The 15,646-nt window shown below is 67.4% G+C and carries 10 protein-coding genes; 2 read left to right on the top strand and 8 right to left on the bottom strand.

The window, feature by feature from the left end; all coding sequences use genetic code 11:
* Nucleotides 1-2 precede the first annotated feature (2 nt).
* On the top strand, nucleotides 3-1,400 hold the full coding sequence (locus TL10_RS11660) for a nitrate/nitrite transporter (RefSeq protein WP_043985791.1): 1,398 nt from the start codon (nucleotides 3-5) through the stop codon (nucleotides 1,398-1,400).
* Nucleotides 1,401-1,506: 106 nt separating this feature from the next.
* Here the strand turns inward: TL10_RS11660 and TL10_RS11655 are convergent, their stop codons facing one another.
* The 7 genes from TL10_RS11655 to TL10_RS11630 form a co-directional block, all read right to left on the bottom strand.
* Nucleotides 1,507-1,740 carry a hypothetical protein gene (locus TL10_RS11655; RefSeq protein WP_043402572.1) on the bottom strand — a complete coding sequence of 78 codons (234 nt, stop codon included), beginning with the start codon at nucleotides 1,738-1,740 and terminating at the stop codon, nucleotides 1,507-1,509.
* Nucleotides 1,741-1,796: 56 nt separating this feature from the next.
* The gene (locus TL10_RS30130) at nucleotides 1,797-2,126 is read right to left on the bottom strand and encodes a WhiB family transcriptional regulator (RefSeq protein ID WP_081936872.1); all 330 of its coding nucleotides are present in this window, start codon (nucleotides 2,124-2,126) and stop codon (nucleotides 1,797-1,799) included.
* 28 nt (nucleotides 2,127-2,154) lie between these two features.
* Complete coding sequence (gene glgC, locus TL10_RS11650; RefSeq protein WP_043985790.1) at nucleotides 2,155-3,393, bottom strand: glucose-1-phosphate adenylyltransferase; 1,239 nt, start codon at nucleotides 3,391-3,393, stop codon at nucleotides 2,155-2,157.
* A 104-nt stretch (nucleotides 3,394-3,497) separates the two neighbouring features.
* Entirely contained in the window at nucleotides 3,498-4,298 is an 801-nt protein-coding gene (locus TL10_RS11645) for a DeoR/GlpR family DNA-binding transcription regulator (RefSeq protein ID WP_043985843.1), read from the bottom strand.
* Nucleotides 4,299-4,495: 197 nt separating this feature from the next.
* The gene (locus tag TL10_RS11640; RefSeq protein WP_043985842.1) at nucleotides 4,496-7,690 is read right to left on the bottom strand and encodes an arabinosyltransferase domain-containing protein; all 3,195 of its coding nucleotides are present in this window, start codon (nucleotides 7,688-7,690) and stop codon (nucleotides 4,496-4,498) included.
* 20 nt (nucleotides 7,691-7,710) lie between these two features.
* Entirely contained in the window at nucleotides 7,711-10,995 is a 3,285-nt protein-coding gene (locus TL10_RS11635; RefSeq protein ID WP_043985789.1) for an arabinosyltransferase domain-containing protein, read from the bottom strand.
* Nucleotides 10,996-11,253: 258 nt separating this feature from the next.
* Nucleotides 11,254-11,622: a DUF4345 family protein gene (locus TL10_RS11630; protein WP_192830217.1), complete on the bottom strand. Its 369-nt coding sequence runs from the start codon at nucleotides 11,620-11,622 to the stop codon at nucleotides 11,254-11,256.
* A 36-nt stretch (nucleotides 11,623-11,658) separates the two neighbouring features.
* On the opposite strand from TL10_RS11630, the gene TL10_RS11625 reads away from it, so the two are divergent.
* Nucleotides 11,659-12,417 carry an AraC family transcriptional regulator gene (locus TL10_RS11625; RefSeq protein ID WP_043985840.1) on the top strand — a complete coding sequence of 253 codons (759 nt, stop codon included), beginning with the start codon at nucleotides 11,659-11,661 and terminating at the stop codon, nucleotides 12,415-12,417.
* Nucleotides 12,418-12,440: 23 nt separating this feature from the next.
* Here TL10_RS11625 and TL10_RS11620 read toward each other — a convergent pair whose 3' ends face one another.
* A complete protein-coding gene (locus TL10_RS11620; RefSeq protein ID WP_043985788.1) occupies nucleotides 12,441-15,638 on the bottom strand; it encodes an arabinosyltransferase domain-containing protein in 3,198 nt (1,065 codons plus the stop codon).
* Between the last annotated feature and the right edge of the window lie 8 nt (nucleotides 15,639-15,646).

The following is a 15,646-nucleotide window of genomic DNA, read 5'->3' as shown; positions in this document are numbered from 1 at the left end:
GCATGTTTCGATCGCGAACCATCACCGACTGGGATCCGGAAGACATCGTTGCTTGGGAAGCCGGCAACAAGCACGTCGCACGGCGGAACCTGCTGTGGTCGGTGATCGCAGAGCATATCGGCCTGTCCATCTGGACCATGTGGTCGGTCATGGTGTTGTTCATGCCGCAGTCGGTGTACGGCTTCACGGCCGGTGACAAGTTCCTGCTGGCGGCCACCGCGACGCTCGTCGGCGGTTGCCTGCGTATCCCGTACACGATGGCGACCGCGACCTTCGGTGGCCGCAACTGGACCGTCTTCTCCGCGCTCGTACTCCTGATTCCGACGCTGGGCAGCATGTGGCTGCTGGCACACCCCGGACTGCCGTTGTGGCCGTACCTGTTGTGCGCGGCCCTCGCCGGCCTCGGCGGCGGCAACTTCGCGTCGTCGATGACCAACATCAACGCGTTCTACCCGCAGCGGCTCAAGGGCTGGGCGCTCGGAATCAACGCCGGCGGAGGCAATCTCGGCGTGCCGGCCATCCAGGTCGTGGGCCTGCTGGTGATCGCCGTCGTCGGTAACCGCGCGCCGTACTGGGTGTGCGCGATCTACCTGGTGCTGCTGGCCGTCGCGGCGGTCGGTGCGGCGATGTTCATGAACAACCTCGCGCAGCACCGAATCGATGCCTCCGCAATGCGTTCCATTCTCACCGTGGCAGACACCTGGGCCGTCGCGTTCCTGTACATCGGCACCTTCGGGTCCTTCATCGGCTTCTCGTTTGCCTTCAGCCAGATCCTGCAGATCAACTTCGTCGCCGGCGGTCAGAGTGCGGCGCAGGCGGCACTGCATGCGGCCCAGATCGCCTTCGTGGGACCACTTCTCGGCTCGATCGCGCGGGTCTACGGCGGCAAGCTCGCCGACCGCATCGGTGGCGCCCGGGTCACCATGGCGGCCTTCACCGGCATGATTCTCTTTGGTGCGCTGCTGATTGCGGCGTCGACCTACCACGACCGCACCGGCGGCGCTGTCGACGCGGCCACGCTGACGTGCTTCATCGTCGGCTTCGTCGCGCTGTTCGTGCTGTCGGGCGTCGGCAACGGCTCCGTGTACAAGATGATCCCGTCGATCTTCGAGGCCCGCAGCCGCTCGCTGGTGGGCAGCGAGACCGACCGCCAGAACTGGTCCCGCGGGATGTCCGGTGCCCTCATCGGCTTCGCGGGCGCCATCGGCGCGCTCGGGGGAGTGGGCATCAACCTGGCGCTGCGGCAGTCCTACCTGTCCAGTGGCTCGGCCACCGCCGCGTTCTGGGTCTTCGTCACCTTCTACGTCGCTGCGCTGACCCTGACGTGGATGCGCTACATTCGCACCCCGCTTGCGACGGTCCCGGCCGTCCGGCACGCGGAGGCCGTCAGCGTCGCGTAGCTCAGGCCGCGCCGAGTGGCCAGTTACGACACAACTTTTCGTAGAACGCGTGTCGAAACTGGACATTCGTCGGACAGGCACGTCGACATCACTGCGATTGTCGTGCCTAGTGTTTTCCGGAGTAAGTCGCCTTCAGGGTCGGTGATGCGAACGCGATGAGTGGCGTCGACGGCGGCGTGGTGCTGGTGATTGTTGCCGGGCCACCGGATGCCGTGATCACCGACTGGCCGTCGTGCGCAGTGGTCACGGTAAGGGTTCCCATCACCGCCAGGGCGCTGCCACCGATGATCGCCGCCAGCGTGCGGACGGCGGGCGAGGTGTGTTGTGCTGCATTGGACATGTGCTATCTCCTTGTGTTTGTCGAGCAGATGGTCAGGGTTGGGGTGCGGCTGCTGCTTATTCGCCGCTGGCGGCGGCCAGACGAGTCCGGCCGGAAATGCCAAGTGCAGAAACGCGTTCGGATTCGGAAACTCCGCCCCAGGTGCCGTACGCCTCAGGGGACAGCAGGGCGAAGGCGGCGCACGGGGCCTTTACCGGGCATTGCTGGCAGACCTGTTTGGCCTGTTGTTCGCGTTGCCTGCGAGCCCGACCCCGCTCGTTGTCTGGATGGAAGAAGATACTGGAATCCATTGTGCGACAACGCGCTGAATGCTGCCACTCCCATTCGTCGGCCACCGGCCGGATCGACGACGCGGGTAGCGGCAATGCCGTTCGCTTACCGCTCATGGTGTGACTCTTACCTCCTGGTTGTTGACTACGGGGTGACCTGCTGGCCCTTGCCGACGGCGGTCACTCCGCCGTCAGATACGGCGAAGCCGCGCGCCAGGTCATGCTCTTTGTCGACCCCGATCTGCGCGCCAGGCGGAATAACGACGTTCTTGTCGATAATGGCGTTGCGTACCAATGCATTCGCGCCGACGATGGTGTTGTCCATGATCACTGATCGCTCTACTGTGGCGTGTTCTTCCACTCGGACGCCGGGTGACAGTACCGATTCACGCACCAGCGCGCCGGAGATGATCACCCCGTTGGAGATCACGCTGTTGACGGCGCGGCCGACTCGTTCACCGTCTTCGTGGACGAACTTCGCCGGCGGGTGCGGCGGTATGTGCGTGAGGATCGGCCAGGCGCTGTTGTACAAGTCGAAAGCGGGTACTACGGCGCACAGGTCCATGTGGGCTTCGTAGTAGGAGTCCAAGGTTCCGACGTCGCGCCAGTAGCCGTTGTTTCCGGCACGAGCACCCGGCACCTGGTTGCTCTGAAAGTCATAAACCTGAGCGAGGCCCTGTTCGACCATCATCGGCATGATGTCGCCGCCCATGTCGTGCTTGCTGAACTCGTCGGCTGCGTCGGCGTGTAGCGCGTCGATGAGTGCTTCGGTCGAGAACACGTAGTTGCCCATCGAGACGAACGATTCGTCGGGGGAGTCGGGCAGGCCGGGCGGATCCGACGGCTTCTCCAGGAACGCTTCCACCTGTCGACCGTCAGCGGCTGTCTTGATGACGCCGAAGGCGCCGGCTTCGTGGCGTGGCACACGGATGCCGGCGACCGTGGCGCCTGCACCGCTCTCGAGGTGCTGGGCGATGATCTGTCGGGGGTCCATGCGGTAGACGTGATCGGCGCCGAAAACGATAACCAGATCGGGCTTTTCGTCGTGAATCAGGTTCAGCGACTGGTGGATCGCGTTCGCAGAGCCGGAATACCATTGCGGGCCCAGGCGCTGTTGGGCGGGCACCGGGGTGACGTAGTTGCCGAGCAGGCTGCTCATCCGCCAGGTGGTGGTGATGTGGCGATCGAGGCTGTGGCTCTTGTACTGCGTGAGTACGGCGATCCGCAGGACTCCGGCGTTGACCAGGTTCGACAAGGCGAAGTCGATCAATCGATACAGTCCCGCGAATGGCACCGCCGGCTTGGCCCGGTCGAGTGTCAGTGGGGACAGACGCTTGCCCTCACCGCCGGCCAGGACGATGCCGAGGACTCTCGGGTCGGCCATGCAGGGGTTCTCCTTCGGGCAGCACGCGACAGCGTGTGATGGGGTCACCGACGGCTGACGGTGAATTTAGAAATCTGCGAAAGTCGTTGAAACGTAGTGGGATATCACGCCCGCTCCACGATCAAGCCGGGTGCGGACAGTTCGGAGAGCTGGTGATCGTCCAGGCCGGTATCGGTGATCAAGAGGTGGATGTCTGCCAAATGCCCGTATTGGGCTCCGGTGACGGTCCCGAACTTGCTGTGGTCGGCAAGCAGGATGCGTCGATGGGCGCACGCGAGCATCCGTCGTTTGACCGCTGCTTCGGACGGTGCGGGAGTGGTGAGTCCGCGGTGTGTACTGATTCCGTTGGCTCCCAGGAATGCGACGTCTACGTTGATCTCGGCAAGCGCGCGTGCGGCCCAATCATCGACTTCGGCAAAGGTTTTCGGGCGTACCCGACCACCCAAGGTGTAGACCGTCAGCTGCGGCCGGCTGAGCAGGGTCAGCGCCTGTGTCAGTGAATTCGTGTACACCGTGAGCTCGCGGTCACCGGGAAACATGTCGACCAGCTGAGCGGTGGTGGACCCGGCATCGATCAGGACAGATCCGCGTTCCGGAAGATGCGCCAGCGCAGCTTTGGCGATGCGGGTCTTCTCTGCGAGGAACTCGGTCCGCGTCTCGACGGCCGGTTCGTAGGAGAGGTAGTCGACCGGCACGGCTCCGCCGTGCACCCGTCGCAACAGGCCTTGGCGTTCCAGGAGGATGAGGTCCTTGCGGATGGTTTCACCCGTGACACCCAGCTCGGAGGCGGTGCCGGCGGCATCGATGCGGCCGTCCCGGCGCAGTACTTGGAGCAGGTGTTGTTTGCGCTGGTCGGCGTAGAGGGCACCCGTCGTATCGCGCTGAGCGGGTCCTGTGGATGGCATCACACCTCCAATGCTCTGTGATCTATACCACTTGGATTTGATTGCCAATCATTGTGTTTAATTGGGAATCTGTCAAGGGGGTGGTTGACCTGAGAGCTGGTCGGGCATCGGGCGATGCGCCCACAAGCGCCGAATGGCCAGCTATGACACAACTTTTCGCAAATTGCGTGTCATAACTGGCCACTCGGCGGAACGGGTTACGGCTTGATTCGCATCTTCCCCGGCGAATACAGCCCGCTGTGGACGGCGGTGCCCAGGTCCAGCTCGGCCGTCGTCGCATCCACGACGGTCGTGAACGCGCGCAGCGAGCCCCAGTCCCGGCCCCAGTCGTCGGACAGGTACGTCGACATCACGCGCGCCTTCAGCAGCACGTCGGTGACGCCCAGCAGGCCGCCGTTGATGCCGTCCTGCCAGGTGTCGGTGTCCTGCTTCTTGGCGGTGTAGTCCGGGGTGATGCGGAACTTCGGCACCTCGGTCACGCCGTTGCGCACCAGCATCGGCTGCTGGCACGGGAACGCCAGGCCGACGGCCCAGTCCATCAGCACCGGCTGCGTCTTGCCGACGAACTGCTCGAGGGTCTTGAGCTCGGGCACCCGCGGCGGGGTGACCGCGATCCAGTCGCCCTCGTTGAGCGAAAGGTTCACTGCCACAACACGAACGAACGTGGCATCGGCCGGGATCTGACGACGGTCGAACCGCAGGTTGCGCCACGACGGCGTCGGGCCGATGTCGTAGGGCACGACGCGTCCGCCCGCGACGGGCTGGCCGTCCGGGCCGGTGCGGCCGTACTCCAGCTCGACGGTCTGGCCTTCGGTGCGGCCCTTGAGTGAGCTGTTGCCGGTGATGGTGCCGGCGGCGGTGACGACCACGAGCGGCTGCGCAGCATCGGCTGCGGGCAGCCCGTACCAGGCCGACGTCAGCTTCGCCTGCGAGTGCGGACCGGTGGTGTAGGTCCCGGCGACCGGCACCCGTGCGGGGTCCAGGCCGTAGGGCAGCGGCACCGTCGAGCCATTGATGCCTGGCGTCTTGAGCTTCGCCGCGGCGTCCCAGTCCGAGTCGGTGCCCGGCATCGGGAAGTCGAGTCGAATCGCTTCGGCGACAATGCGATCCGGCACCCCATTGGGCGTGAAGCCTGCCGCGCCCACGCCGCCCAACGCGCCCAGCGGCCCGTAGTCGCCGGCCAGCGGGGTCAGGAATCCGGCGTTCGAATCGGGCTCGACGAGCACGTTGTCGGCCAACCCGCAGCCGCCCTTGAGTGCCCGCAGGTTGCTGGCCAGGTTCGAGTACGTCGGGTATTCGCGCACCGCGCCGATGGCCATCGATGCCACACAGACCACGACCATGAACGCGGCGGCCAGCGGGATGGGTGCCGCGGTGACCAGCCGGGTGAGCCGGCCTTCGGGGCGGTCGCTGTTGAAATGCAGCCAGAACGCCCACAGCGCGGTGATCACGAACAGCGCCAAAAAGATTGTGCTGAGCTTGATTCCGCCGACCGCCACCATGTCGTTGTTGAACGGGACGCCGTAGCTCGACACGTACCACCAGCCGTTGGTGGTGGCCGAAACCAGCGCCAGCAGGAACAGCACCGCTGAGGTGACGGCCATGCGGTTACGCGCCGACTTCAGCACCGACCGCGATACCAGCACGGTGGCCACCGCGGCCATCGCCGCGCCCACGGCCGCGAACAGCCCGAAGTGGTGCACCCACTTGGTCGGGGTGAACATCAGGCAGAACATGGTGGCGAAGATGATGCCCATCAGGCGCCACACGGGGCCGCGGGCGATACCGGGTACCCGCTTGCGCCGCAGGATCATGAACATCGACGTGAACAGGCTCAGCGCGGTCAGCAGGAAGCCGAAACGCCGGGTCATCGAGCCGTCGACCGTCGGCAGGAACAGGTAGTAGTACCGCAGATTCTCGGTGTACCAGGCCTGGCTCGGGCCGATCGCGGTGCGAATCCTGGTGGCTTCCAACACGCCTGCCGCAGTCTGGTTGACGAACACCACGGTCAGGATCACGAAGCCGGCGGCCAGTAGCGGCATCACCAGCGGCCAGGTGCCGACCTCGCGGCGGCGACGGACCAGGATGCGCAGGATCGGGCGGCCACCGGCCAGCAGGGCCGCCACGGCGATCAGGCCGGTCGGCTGAATGCCCAGGGTGAACGCGGCACTGATGATGGCCAGGGCGGCCGGGGTCAGCCGGCTGGTGCCGATGGCGCGTTCGATCAGGACGTAGGTGATCAGGGCGCCGGTGGCGATCTGGCCCTCGGGGCGCAGACCGTTGTCGAACGGCATCCAGGCGGCCATCAGGACCAGGCCCGCGGCCCACATGGCGGCCTTGCTGCCCGCCACCGCCGGCCCGAGCCGGGGGAGCACTTCACGCGACAGCAGCAGCCAGCAGATCAGCGCACAGAGCAAGTCCGGCAAGCGGATCCAGATGCTGGCATCGCTGACGTGAGTCATCAGGGCCAGCACGTTGTAGTACCAGCCGAACGGATCCTCGGGGCTACCGAACCAGCGGAAGTAGTTGATCATGTACTGCGCGTGCGGTGCGACGCGCGCCATGCCCAGGATGTAGCCGTCGTCAGATGACCCGGCGCCCAACACGTGCCAGAGCAGGAACCCGCCGACTACGACACCGTCGACCAGGCTGAAGGTCCGCCAGCGGCTGGGGATGAGGCGCTGCATGCGGCGCCCGTCCATCCGGTCCAGGCGCCAAAGGGCCAGCAGCGCAACGATGGTCGCGGCGATGCCGCCGAACATGGCGGTGTACTTGATGATGGTCGGCCGGTTGATGAACCGGGTGTCGATCGTCGCGGACACCGAAAGGCCCTGCGGCGCGGCGCCCTTGAGGTCGGTGAAGATGCCGACGACGGTGGGTCGCAGGTTCGGGTCGGCGAACCCGGTACGCAGTTCCTTGCCGTCGGTCCCGGTCAGGCCGACGAACGTCGCGAACGTCCCGTTCTTGTCGGAGATGATCTCGATACGCGAACAACCCGGATTACCAATGGCTTTCAGGCGCGGCACGCTGGCGATCACCACGTTGCGGTCGGTGATGTCGACGCGGCTGCTGGAGACGTTGACCAGCAGGCCGTTCAGCGCGGCCTGCTTGCCATCCTTGGGTACCGTGCCGAACACCAGCCCGCCCGAGGGTGGCAGCGTCCGCAGCACGTCGCACGGAATTGTCGCCTTCATCGTCACGGGCGTCTGCGAGATCAGCGGCGCGGTCACATTGCCGAACTGGCCCTGCTGCGGCCAATTCAACTGCGCGGTCGTCTGTACCACCGGCAGCAGCGGCGTCAGCGCCGACAGCACGAAGCCGATCAGGCCGGCGACGATCGCCACCCAACGGGTGACCTTCACTTGCTGTGCGTTCATTCCCGTCCCGGTCATCGGAAGACCCTGATCGGGCTTCATGGCAGGGCCCTAATCGGGCCGCGGCGGCTCCAGCCGTTGACGGTCATGGTGCCTTGGTCAATCGCTGCGGGCGGTGCCATTGACGGCGGCACCACCGGGTCGTACCGCTCGATCGAGCCCCAGTCCCGGTACCAGTCGTTGCGCAGGTAGGTCGGGATGGTCGACGTCCGCAGCAGCGCCTGGATGAAGAGGAAGGGGCCGCCCTTCTGCGCGGACTGCCACATGTTTGAGGACACCACGATCTGCTTGGTGTTGGGCAGGATGCGGTACTGCGGCAGCTCCGCGACGCCGAGATGCTCGGAGAACGGGCGCTGGCACGGGAAGTTCGCGGCGGTGGCGATGTCCATCAGGATCGGCGTCTGCGACCCCAGGAACTGCTGCGCGGATTGCAGCGTCGGCACCCGCGGCGGGGTGAACCCGAACCACTGGTCCTCGGACAGGTTCGGATCGTCGGCGACGATCCGGGCCACATTGGCCTCCGGCGGTGCCCACGCCAGCGGGAAACGCAGGTTGCGCCAGGCGTATTGGGCGAAGGTGTCGATGGGCTGCACCTCGCCGAGGGCCTGGTAGCTGCCGTCCGGCCGGTGCACGCCCCACTGCAGCTTGAGCGACTGGCCGTAGTGGAACTCGTGCTCTTCGTCGTAGTACCAGATGGCGCCGGCGGCTGCGACGGTGACGAGCGGCCGGTCCGCGGAGCGCGGCGGGAGTTCGTACCAGGCCGACGTCGCCTTGGCGGCGACACCGTTCTCCTTGAAGCTGCCCATTACCGGGGTGCGGGCCGGGTCCAGACCGAACGGGAGGAAGACGTTGGAGCCGTTGACGCCCGTCGGGCCGTAGCCGCCGCCGGTACCGGCCGCGAAGGCGACGCCGACGTTGGGCTTGTTGGGCGAGCCGTCGGAGTTGACGGTGCCGGGGTTGGCGACCACCGGGTGCGGCGGGGCGAGCGAGTCGCTGACGCCGTTGGGGGTGAAGCCGACCGGGTTTTCGCCGCCGAGCGGCCCGTACTTGCCCCAGGTCTGGCCGGGCACGGGCTGCAGGGTGCCGGCGTTGATATCGGCCTCGACCAGCACGTCGTCGGCCATGGCACAGCTCTTGTCGGACAGCCCGGACGTCACTGCGTTCAGATTCGCGCGGGCCGTCGTGTACTGCGGGTAGCGCTGCACGAAGCCCTTGGCCATCGAGCCGACCTCGAGCATGACCATGATCACCGCCACGATGAGCAGCGGCGTCGACGCCAGCGCCCGGTTGCGGCGGGTCTCGGCGACCTCGGTGTGGCCGGCGTAGTCGATGCGGAAGTGCAGCCAGCCGGCGAGTAGCGCGGAGACGATCGCCAGCACCAGGAACATGGAGGTGACGGGGTGGCCGGCCAGCACGGGCTGGCGATCGAACCACGGCACGCCGTAGTTGCCGACGTAGAACCAGCCGTTGATCCCGGACGTCGCCCAGGCCAGCACGAACAGCAGGGCCGTCACGTACAGCGCCAGGTTCCGCCGGCTGTGCAGCCCGACCGTCGCGAACGCGAAGGCGATGATCGCGCCGAACGCGCCCGACAGGCCGGCGAACGCACCGAACTGCACCGCCCACTTGGTCGGGGTGACATGCAGGAGCAGCAGGCCCAGCATCGTGCTGCCGAGCAGCCGCCACACCGGCCCGCTGGCCAGGCCCGGGACGCGCCCCTTGCGCAGCAGCAGGGTCAGCGTGGCGAACAGGCACAGCAGCAGGATCAGCACCGAGAAGCGGCGGGTCATGGAGCTGTCGACGCTGTCCTCGACGGTGAGGAAGTAGTAGCGCAGGAATTCCTGGTACCAGGAGATGGTCGGGCCGACGGTGTACTTGATGCGCGCCGACTCGGCGACCGTGGCCAGGGTCTGGTTGCGGAAGATCACCGTCAGGATCAGCGACGCCGACGCGGCCAGCGTCGCGATGGGGGCCAGCAGGCCGGTTCCGGCTCGGCGGCTGCGGATCGTGCGGACCAGGGCGCGGGCGCCGATTAGCAGCGGTGCGAGCGCGATCAGCCCCTGTGGTGCGGTGGTCGCGGTGAAGGCCGCCACGATGATCGCGACGGCCGCGGGGGCCAGGCGCCGGGTGGCGATGGAGTATTCGAGGAGCACCCAGGTCGCGATCACACCGAAGGCGATCAGCGGTTCGGGGCGCAGGCCGTTGTTGAACGGGTACCAGGCGGCCAGGAAGACAGCGGCCGCGGTCCAGATGGCGATGGCGTTCGAGGACACCCCGCGGGCGCCGGGGCCGAGCCGCGGCAGCACCCAGCGGGACAGCAATGTCCAGGTGGCCATGCCGGCCAGCAGTGCGGGCAGTCGCATCCACACGCCCGCGGTGCTGACGGTGGCCAGGTGCGCGAGCACCGACTGGTACCAGTCGAACGGCGCCTCAGAGGTGCCGAAGTAGCGGAAGTAGTTGGCGACGTAGCCGGCCTGGCTGGAGACCCGGGCGATGGTGAGGTTGTAGCCGTCGTCGGAGGAGATCGCGCCGATCAGGTGCCAGCCGGCCAGGCCGGTGAACACCGCGATGTCGGCGAGCCAGTGCCAGCGGCTGACCTTCCAGAACCGCTGCCACGCGTCGTGCACGCGGCGGCCGTCCAGCCGGTCCAGCAGGGCCAGCGCGAGGATCGAGACCAGCGTCAGCAGCACACCGAGTGCCATCGCGGCCGACTTCACGAACGTCGGGACGACGATGAACCGGGTGTCGATGTCGACGCGTGCCGACAGGCCGGGCTGCGCGGGGACCTTGAGACCGGTGAAGATGCCGGCCACCTGGGGCTTCTTCTCGACGCTGCCGGTGCCCGCGGCTCCGGGCAGGCCGATGAAGTCGGCGCCGACACCGCTGTTGGTGGCCCAGAGGTGCAGGTTGCTGCATTTCCCGATGTCGGCGCGCTTGGCGACGGCAGCGACGGTGTCGCGGAAGGCGACGACGACGTCGGTGGCGTTGGCCCGGACGAACAGCCCGTTGCGGCTGGCGTCGATACCGTCCGGCGGGATCGTCGAGAACACCAGACCGCCGGCAGCCGGCAGCGTGGCGATGGCCGAGCACGGGATGGAGACATCCAGTGCCAGCGGCGCACCCGACACCAACGGGGCGGTGAGGTCAGAAATCAGACCGCCGGCACCTGTACCGGATGTCGCCGCCGGGGCGGCTCCGGGGCCTTGCGGCCACAGGATGGTCGCGGTGGTCTGTTTGACGGGCAGCAGTGGGGTCAGCGCGCAAAGCAGCAGACCCGCTAGGCCCGCGATGATCGCGACGAGACGGGCAGTCCTGGCAGGCACGAGGCTCAAGACTAGGCGACAGTTATATGTGGCCTGGCGCACTGAAGGGGAATGTCGAGGTAGTTGGCCGGAAAGTAATCTTCCGGCTGACCTGATCCGATCAGGCTCGTCGCGTAGAACATCCAGCTGAAAACGCCGGTCGCCATGCTTGCCGACGACGATCTTGAGGACCGATGAGCCGAACTCTGCTCGAGCCCGACTGCACGGCGATTCTCGGGCCGGTTCGCCGCCGTCCAGTCAGGCTCGCGAACGATTTGGTCAGCGGGCGGCCCAGAACAGCACCCCTGCGGCTGCCAGTTCCACCAGGCAATAGAACCAGTTGGGGTAGAACGATGTCCGATCGTCGATCACCGCCGACACGATGCGGCCCAACGCCATGCCGGCCAGAGCCGCGGCCACAGTGAACAGGACGCCGGCGCGGACAGCGCCCGGGGTAGCCGCGGCGTACCCGAGGATGCCGGCGATCGCCAGGCCGAAACCGCCGTACACGGCGCGCACTTCGGCACGCGCCGCGGCACCGCCGAGCGTGAACCCGAACGGCCGCAGGATCGCGGCGGGGGCAGCCAGCGCGTACGCACCCATGCCCAGGAAGAACACGCCTACGACGGCGATGATGACGATCTGCACGGTAGCCTCCTGTCGAGATTGACCATGGAGTCCAGCATGTCGTCCGGTACACCTGCCCCGCTTCCACAAACCTGCTGCCCGACGGTGTGGCTGTGGCCGGGCCAGGCCCTGTACGCCGGACCTGGCCTGGGCCTGCAACCCCATTCGGGATCGGTGTTCTGCCTGGCCGTCGGGATCGATGAACCACTGTCGGTGCAGACGGATCAGGCGACGACGGTGGCCCGCACGGTGTTGATCCCGCCGCGGGTACGTCACCAGTTGACGGTGCAGGGACGGCTGGTGTCCTGCTACCTGGATCCGGCCTCGGCGCGCACCGCGTCATGCCGGGAGTTGTTCACCGACACCGACACCGACGGCATCGGCGTGCGGCACCGCGCCGAACGCGCGCTGCTGAGCCTGCCGGCCGACGATTTGGCCGCCCTGCGTTGGTTGGATACCGCCGCACCTACCCAGGTGCAGCGGATGGATCCGCGGATTGAACTGGTGGCCAAGCAGATTCGCGACGACCCCACGCACGTCGAGTCGGCCGGCGACCTGGCTGCCGCGATCGGTTTGTCCGAATCCCGGTTCTTGCACCTGTTTCGCCAGGAGACCGGATCGAGCCTGCGCCGCTACCGGTTGTGGAGTCGGCTGACCCGCGCCGGCGCCGAGATCGCTGCCGGGCAGAGCCTGACCGTGGCGGCGGTCGAGGCCGGGTTCACCAGCCCGTCGCACCTGTCCGACCGGTTCAAGTCGACCTTCGGACTGTCGGCGACGGCGTTGCTCGCGACAGGTCTGACCATCCGGACACCTTGAGCGCCAACGTGATTGGCCGCCGATCAGGAATGACGTAGCGGCGCCGGGCTCCACAGTCCGCTGCGGGTGGCGGTCCCGAGGTCGATCTGGGCGGGCTGCGCATCCGGGTAGTACTGGGTGAACTGCTGCAGCGAGCCCCAGTCGCGGAACCAGTCGTCCTTCAGGTACGTCGGCACCGGCGTGGCCTTGAACATCAGCTCGGTGATGCCCAGCGGGCCGCCGCCGAGGTAGTCCATGACCGGCGAGTTGGCCTCCGCGCCGAAGCGGTCCGGCAGGATGCGCCACTTGGGCACCTCGGTGACGCCGTTGTCGTGGCCGAAGGGGCGCTGGCACGGGAACGCCAGACCGACGAGCCAGTCCAGCATCACCGGGTCCTTCGAGCCGACGACGTCCTGCAGGCTGCGCAGCTTTGGGATGCGCGGCGGCGTCAGGGCGATCCAATGCTGGGGCGCGAGATCGTCGTCGGTGGCGACGATGCGGATCAGGGTGGCATCGGGCGGGATGGCGGCCATCGGAGCGCGCAGGTTGCGCCAGGCCGGTGCCGCGCCGACGTCAGCGAAGCCGACGGCCCCGGCGATCTTGCCGGCCGCGGCCTGAGCATCATTGGCGAACTCGACCCGAACCTCGCCCTGGCTGAAGCGGCCCGCGGCGGCGACGACCAGCAGCGGTCCGGCCTGATCGCGCGGCGGCAGTTTGTACCAGCCCGAACGCATGCGTGCCGGGATCTGGACGCCGCCGCGCCAGCTCCCCCGTACCGGGGTGGTGGCCGGGTTCAGGTTGTAGGGCAGCTTGGCGCGCGAGCCGTTGACACCCATTCCGGCAGTGGTGCCGCCCTCGGTGCCCGGCTCCGCGCCGCTGGTGGGGCCGCCGTCGTTGTCGGCGAAGTTGGTGCCGCCCGGCGGTTCCATCACGGGGTCTGCGGAGACGTCCGAGGGAATTCCGTTGGGGGTGAAGCCTTCTGCGCCGCCGGCGCCCAGCGCGTCGGCGATCGTCGCCGACTGCGGGACGAGCATCCCGGCGTTGGGGTCCTGCTCGACCATGACGTCGTCGGCCAGGCCGCAGGTCTTACCGGTCAGTGCCTGCAGGTTGGAGCGGCCCACGGACCAGGCCGGCCACTGCTGCGTCATCCCGAGAGTCAGGGACAGTACTTCGAAGAACACCACGATCCACGACGCAATTGCCAAGGGCGCCTGGGGAACCCAGCGACTCACCGGCCGGTCGGGTGTGTGGTCGTAGAAGTGCAGCCACGCCGCCCACAGCAGAGTCAGGAACGAAAGGCCGAACAGGAAGGTGGTGAAGCCGAAGTGCCACTCGGGGAATTGATTCGACCACGGCACCCCGAAGTTGGAGACGTACCACCAGCCGTTCACGGTGGCGAACGACAGTGCCAGGACGAACAGCACCGTCGCGGCGAACATCGCCCGGTTGCGGCGCGACCGCATGGCGGCGGTGCCGACCGCGATGGCGGCCAGCGCACCCAACGATCCGGCCAGCCCGGCGAACACGCCGAAGTGGTGCGTCCATTTGGTGGGCGTGAACATCATGGCCAGGAACGAGATGATGGTGATGCCGACGATGCGGCGGGCTGGCCCGGCGGCGGTGCCCGGAATTCGCCCCTTGCGCAACGACATTGCGAGTGAGACGGCCAGCGCGAGCAGCAGGGTCAGCACCGCGAACCGGCGAGCCACCGAGCCGTCGGGACTGGTGGTGAACAGTCGCTCGTAGCGGATGTGCTCGTCGAACCAGCTCAGTGCGGGGCCGACGGTGGTCTTGAAGGAGCTGGCGTCGATCTCGGCGGCCAGCGTCTGGTCGCGGAAGATCAGGATCGCCGTCACCGTGCCGGCGGCCAGGATCGGCGCCAGCAGCGCCAGGTAGCCGAAGCGTGAAGTATGCCGCGCCACAATCGTTTTCAGCGGTCCGACGGCGACCAGCAGCGCGCCGATCGCGGCGATGCCGGTCGGGCCGGAGAACAATGTCAGCGCGCCGATGATGATGGCGATGGCCACCGGCAGCAGCCGGCTGGTGGCGACGCCGCGCTCGACGGAGCACCAGGTCAGCAGGATGCCGAGCGCGATGATCGGCTCCGGCCGGATGCCGTTGTTCAGCGGCAACCAGAACGCCAGGAACATCCCGGCGGCGGTCCAGGCGGCGGCGCGGCTGTTCTTGACGGCGTGGCCGAGGCGGGGGAGCACCTCGCGGCTGATCACCCACCAGCACGCCAGGGCCATCAGGAGGGTCGGGAGGCGCATCCAGATGCTCGACGTGGACACGTGTGCCCACAGCGCCAGCAGGTCGTAGTACCAGCCGAAGGGCGCCTCGGGGGTGCCGAACCAGCGGTAGTAGTTGGCCATGTAGCCGGCGTGCTCGGAGACGCGGGCCATGGTCAGGATGTAGCCGTCGTCGGAGGTGTTGGCGCCGACGAAGTGCCACCACACCAGGGTCGCTGCCACGACGCCGTCGAGCGGCTTCACCGACCACCAGCGCGGTGGCAGGAACCGCTTGTGCGGGACGCCGTCGGCGCGGTCCAGTACGTGCAGGGCGCCCAGTGCGACGACGGTGAGCGCCACGCCGAAGATCATCGCGAGCATCTTCAGCAGCGTCGGGGAGGTGCTGTAGCGCGAGTCGATGGTGGCCGAGAACGTCAGCCCGGCCGGGGCCGCGCCGGACAGGTCGGTGTACACGCCGACGATCTGTGGACGGAAGTCGTAGCCGCTGAGCTCGCCGCGCAGTGGTTTGCCGGGGTTCTTGTCCTTCGGGCCCTGCACCAGACCGACCAGCTCGCCGGTGACCTTGTCGTCGTGCGCGGTGAACTTCAGTTCCTTGCAGGCCGGGCTGAGTACCTGCGTCAACGGCGCGCTGACCACCGGGGTGTTGCGCACGATGACCAGCAGGTCGCCGCCGACGCGCTCGATCAGCAGGCCGCGGTCGACGGCCTTGGGCGCCTGTTTGGGCACCGTGGACAGCAGGGTGGTGGCGGGACCGGTGAGTCCGGCGGCCGCCGAGCACGGGATCGTGATGGTGAGGTCGGTGGCGACGTAGCCGATCAGGGGCGCGTCGACGCTCTTCAGGACGCCTGCTTGCGGCCAGTTCAGCTGTGCGGTGGTCTGGGTGACCGGCAGCAGCGGCGTCGCCATCGCCAGGAACGCGCCGAGCAGTCCGGCGACGATCGCGATCCACCGAGCCGTACGGTGATTGCGCTCTACCTCAGGTTCCCCGGCCACGGGCCTAG

This window comes from Mycolicibacterium llatzerense, from assembly GCF_000878195.1.
In the GTDB taxonomy this organism is placed as follows: domain Bacteria; phylum Actinomycetota; class Actinomycetes; order Mycobacteriales; family Mycobacteriaceae; genus Mycobacterium; species Mycobacterium llatzerense.
The sequence above is the reverse complement of the archived record's forward strand: the minus strand, read 5'-3'. Positions and strand labels throughout refer to the sequence as shown.

Excerpts from the sequence above, each read along its gene's own strand:
- TL10_RS11625 (WP_043985840.1), top strand. The coding sequence starts at position 11,659 with ATGTCGTCCGGTACACCTGCCCCGCTTCCACAAACCTGCTGCCCGACG.
- TL10_RS11645 (WP_043985843.1), bottom strand. The coding sequence starts at position 4,298 with ATGCCATCCACAGGACCCGCTCAGCGCGATACGACGGGTGCCCTCTAC.
- glgC (WP_043985790.1), bottom strand. The coding sequence starts at position 3,393 with ATGGCCGACCCGAGAGTCCTCGGCATCGTCCTGGCCGGCGGTGAGGGC.
- TL10_RS11660 (WP_043985791.1), top strand. The coding sequence starts at position 3 with ATGTTTCGATCGCGAACCATCACCGACTGGGATCCGGAAGACATCGTT.
- TL10_RS11640 (WP_043985842.1), bottom strand. The coding sequence starts at position 7,690 with ATGACCGGGACGGGAATGAACGCACAGCAAGTGAAGGTCACCCGTTGG.
- TL10_RS30130 (WP_081936872.1), bottom strand. The coding sequence starts at position 2,126 with ATGAGCGGTAAGCGAACGGCATTGCCGCTACCCGCGTCGTCGATCCGG.
- TL10_RS11655 (WP_043402572.1), bottom strand. The coding sequence starts at position 1,740 with ATGTCCAATGCAGCACAACACACCTCGCCCGCCGTCCGCACGCTGGCG.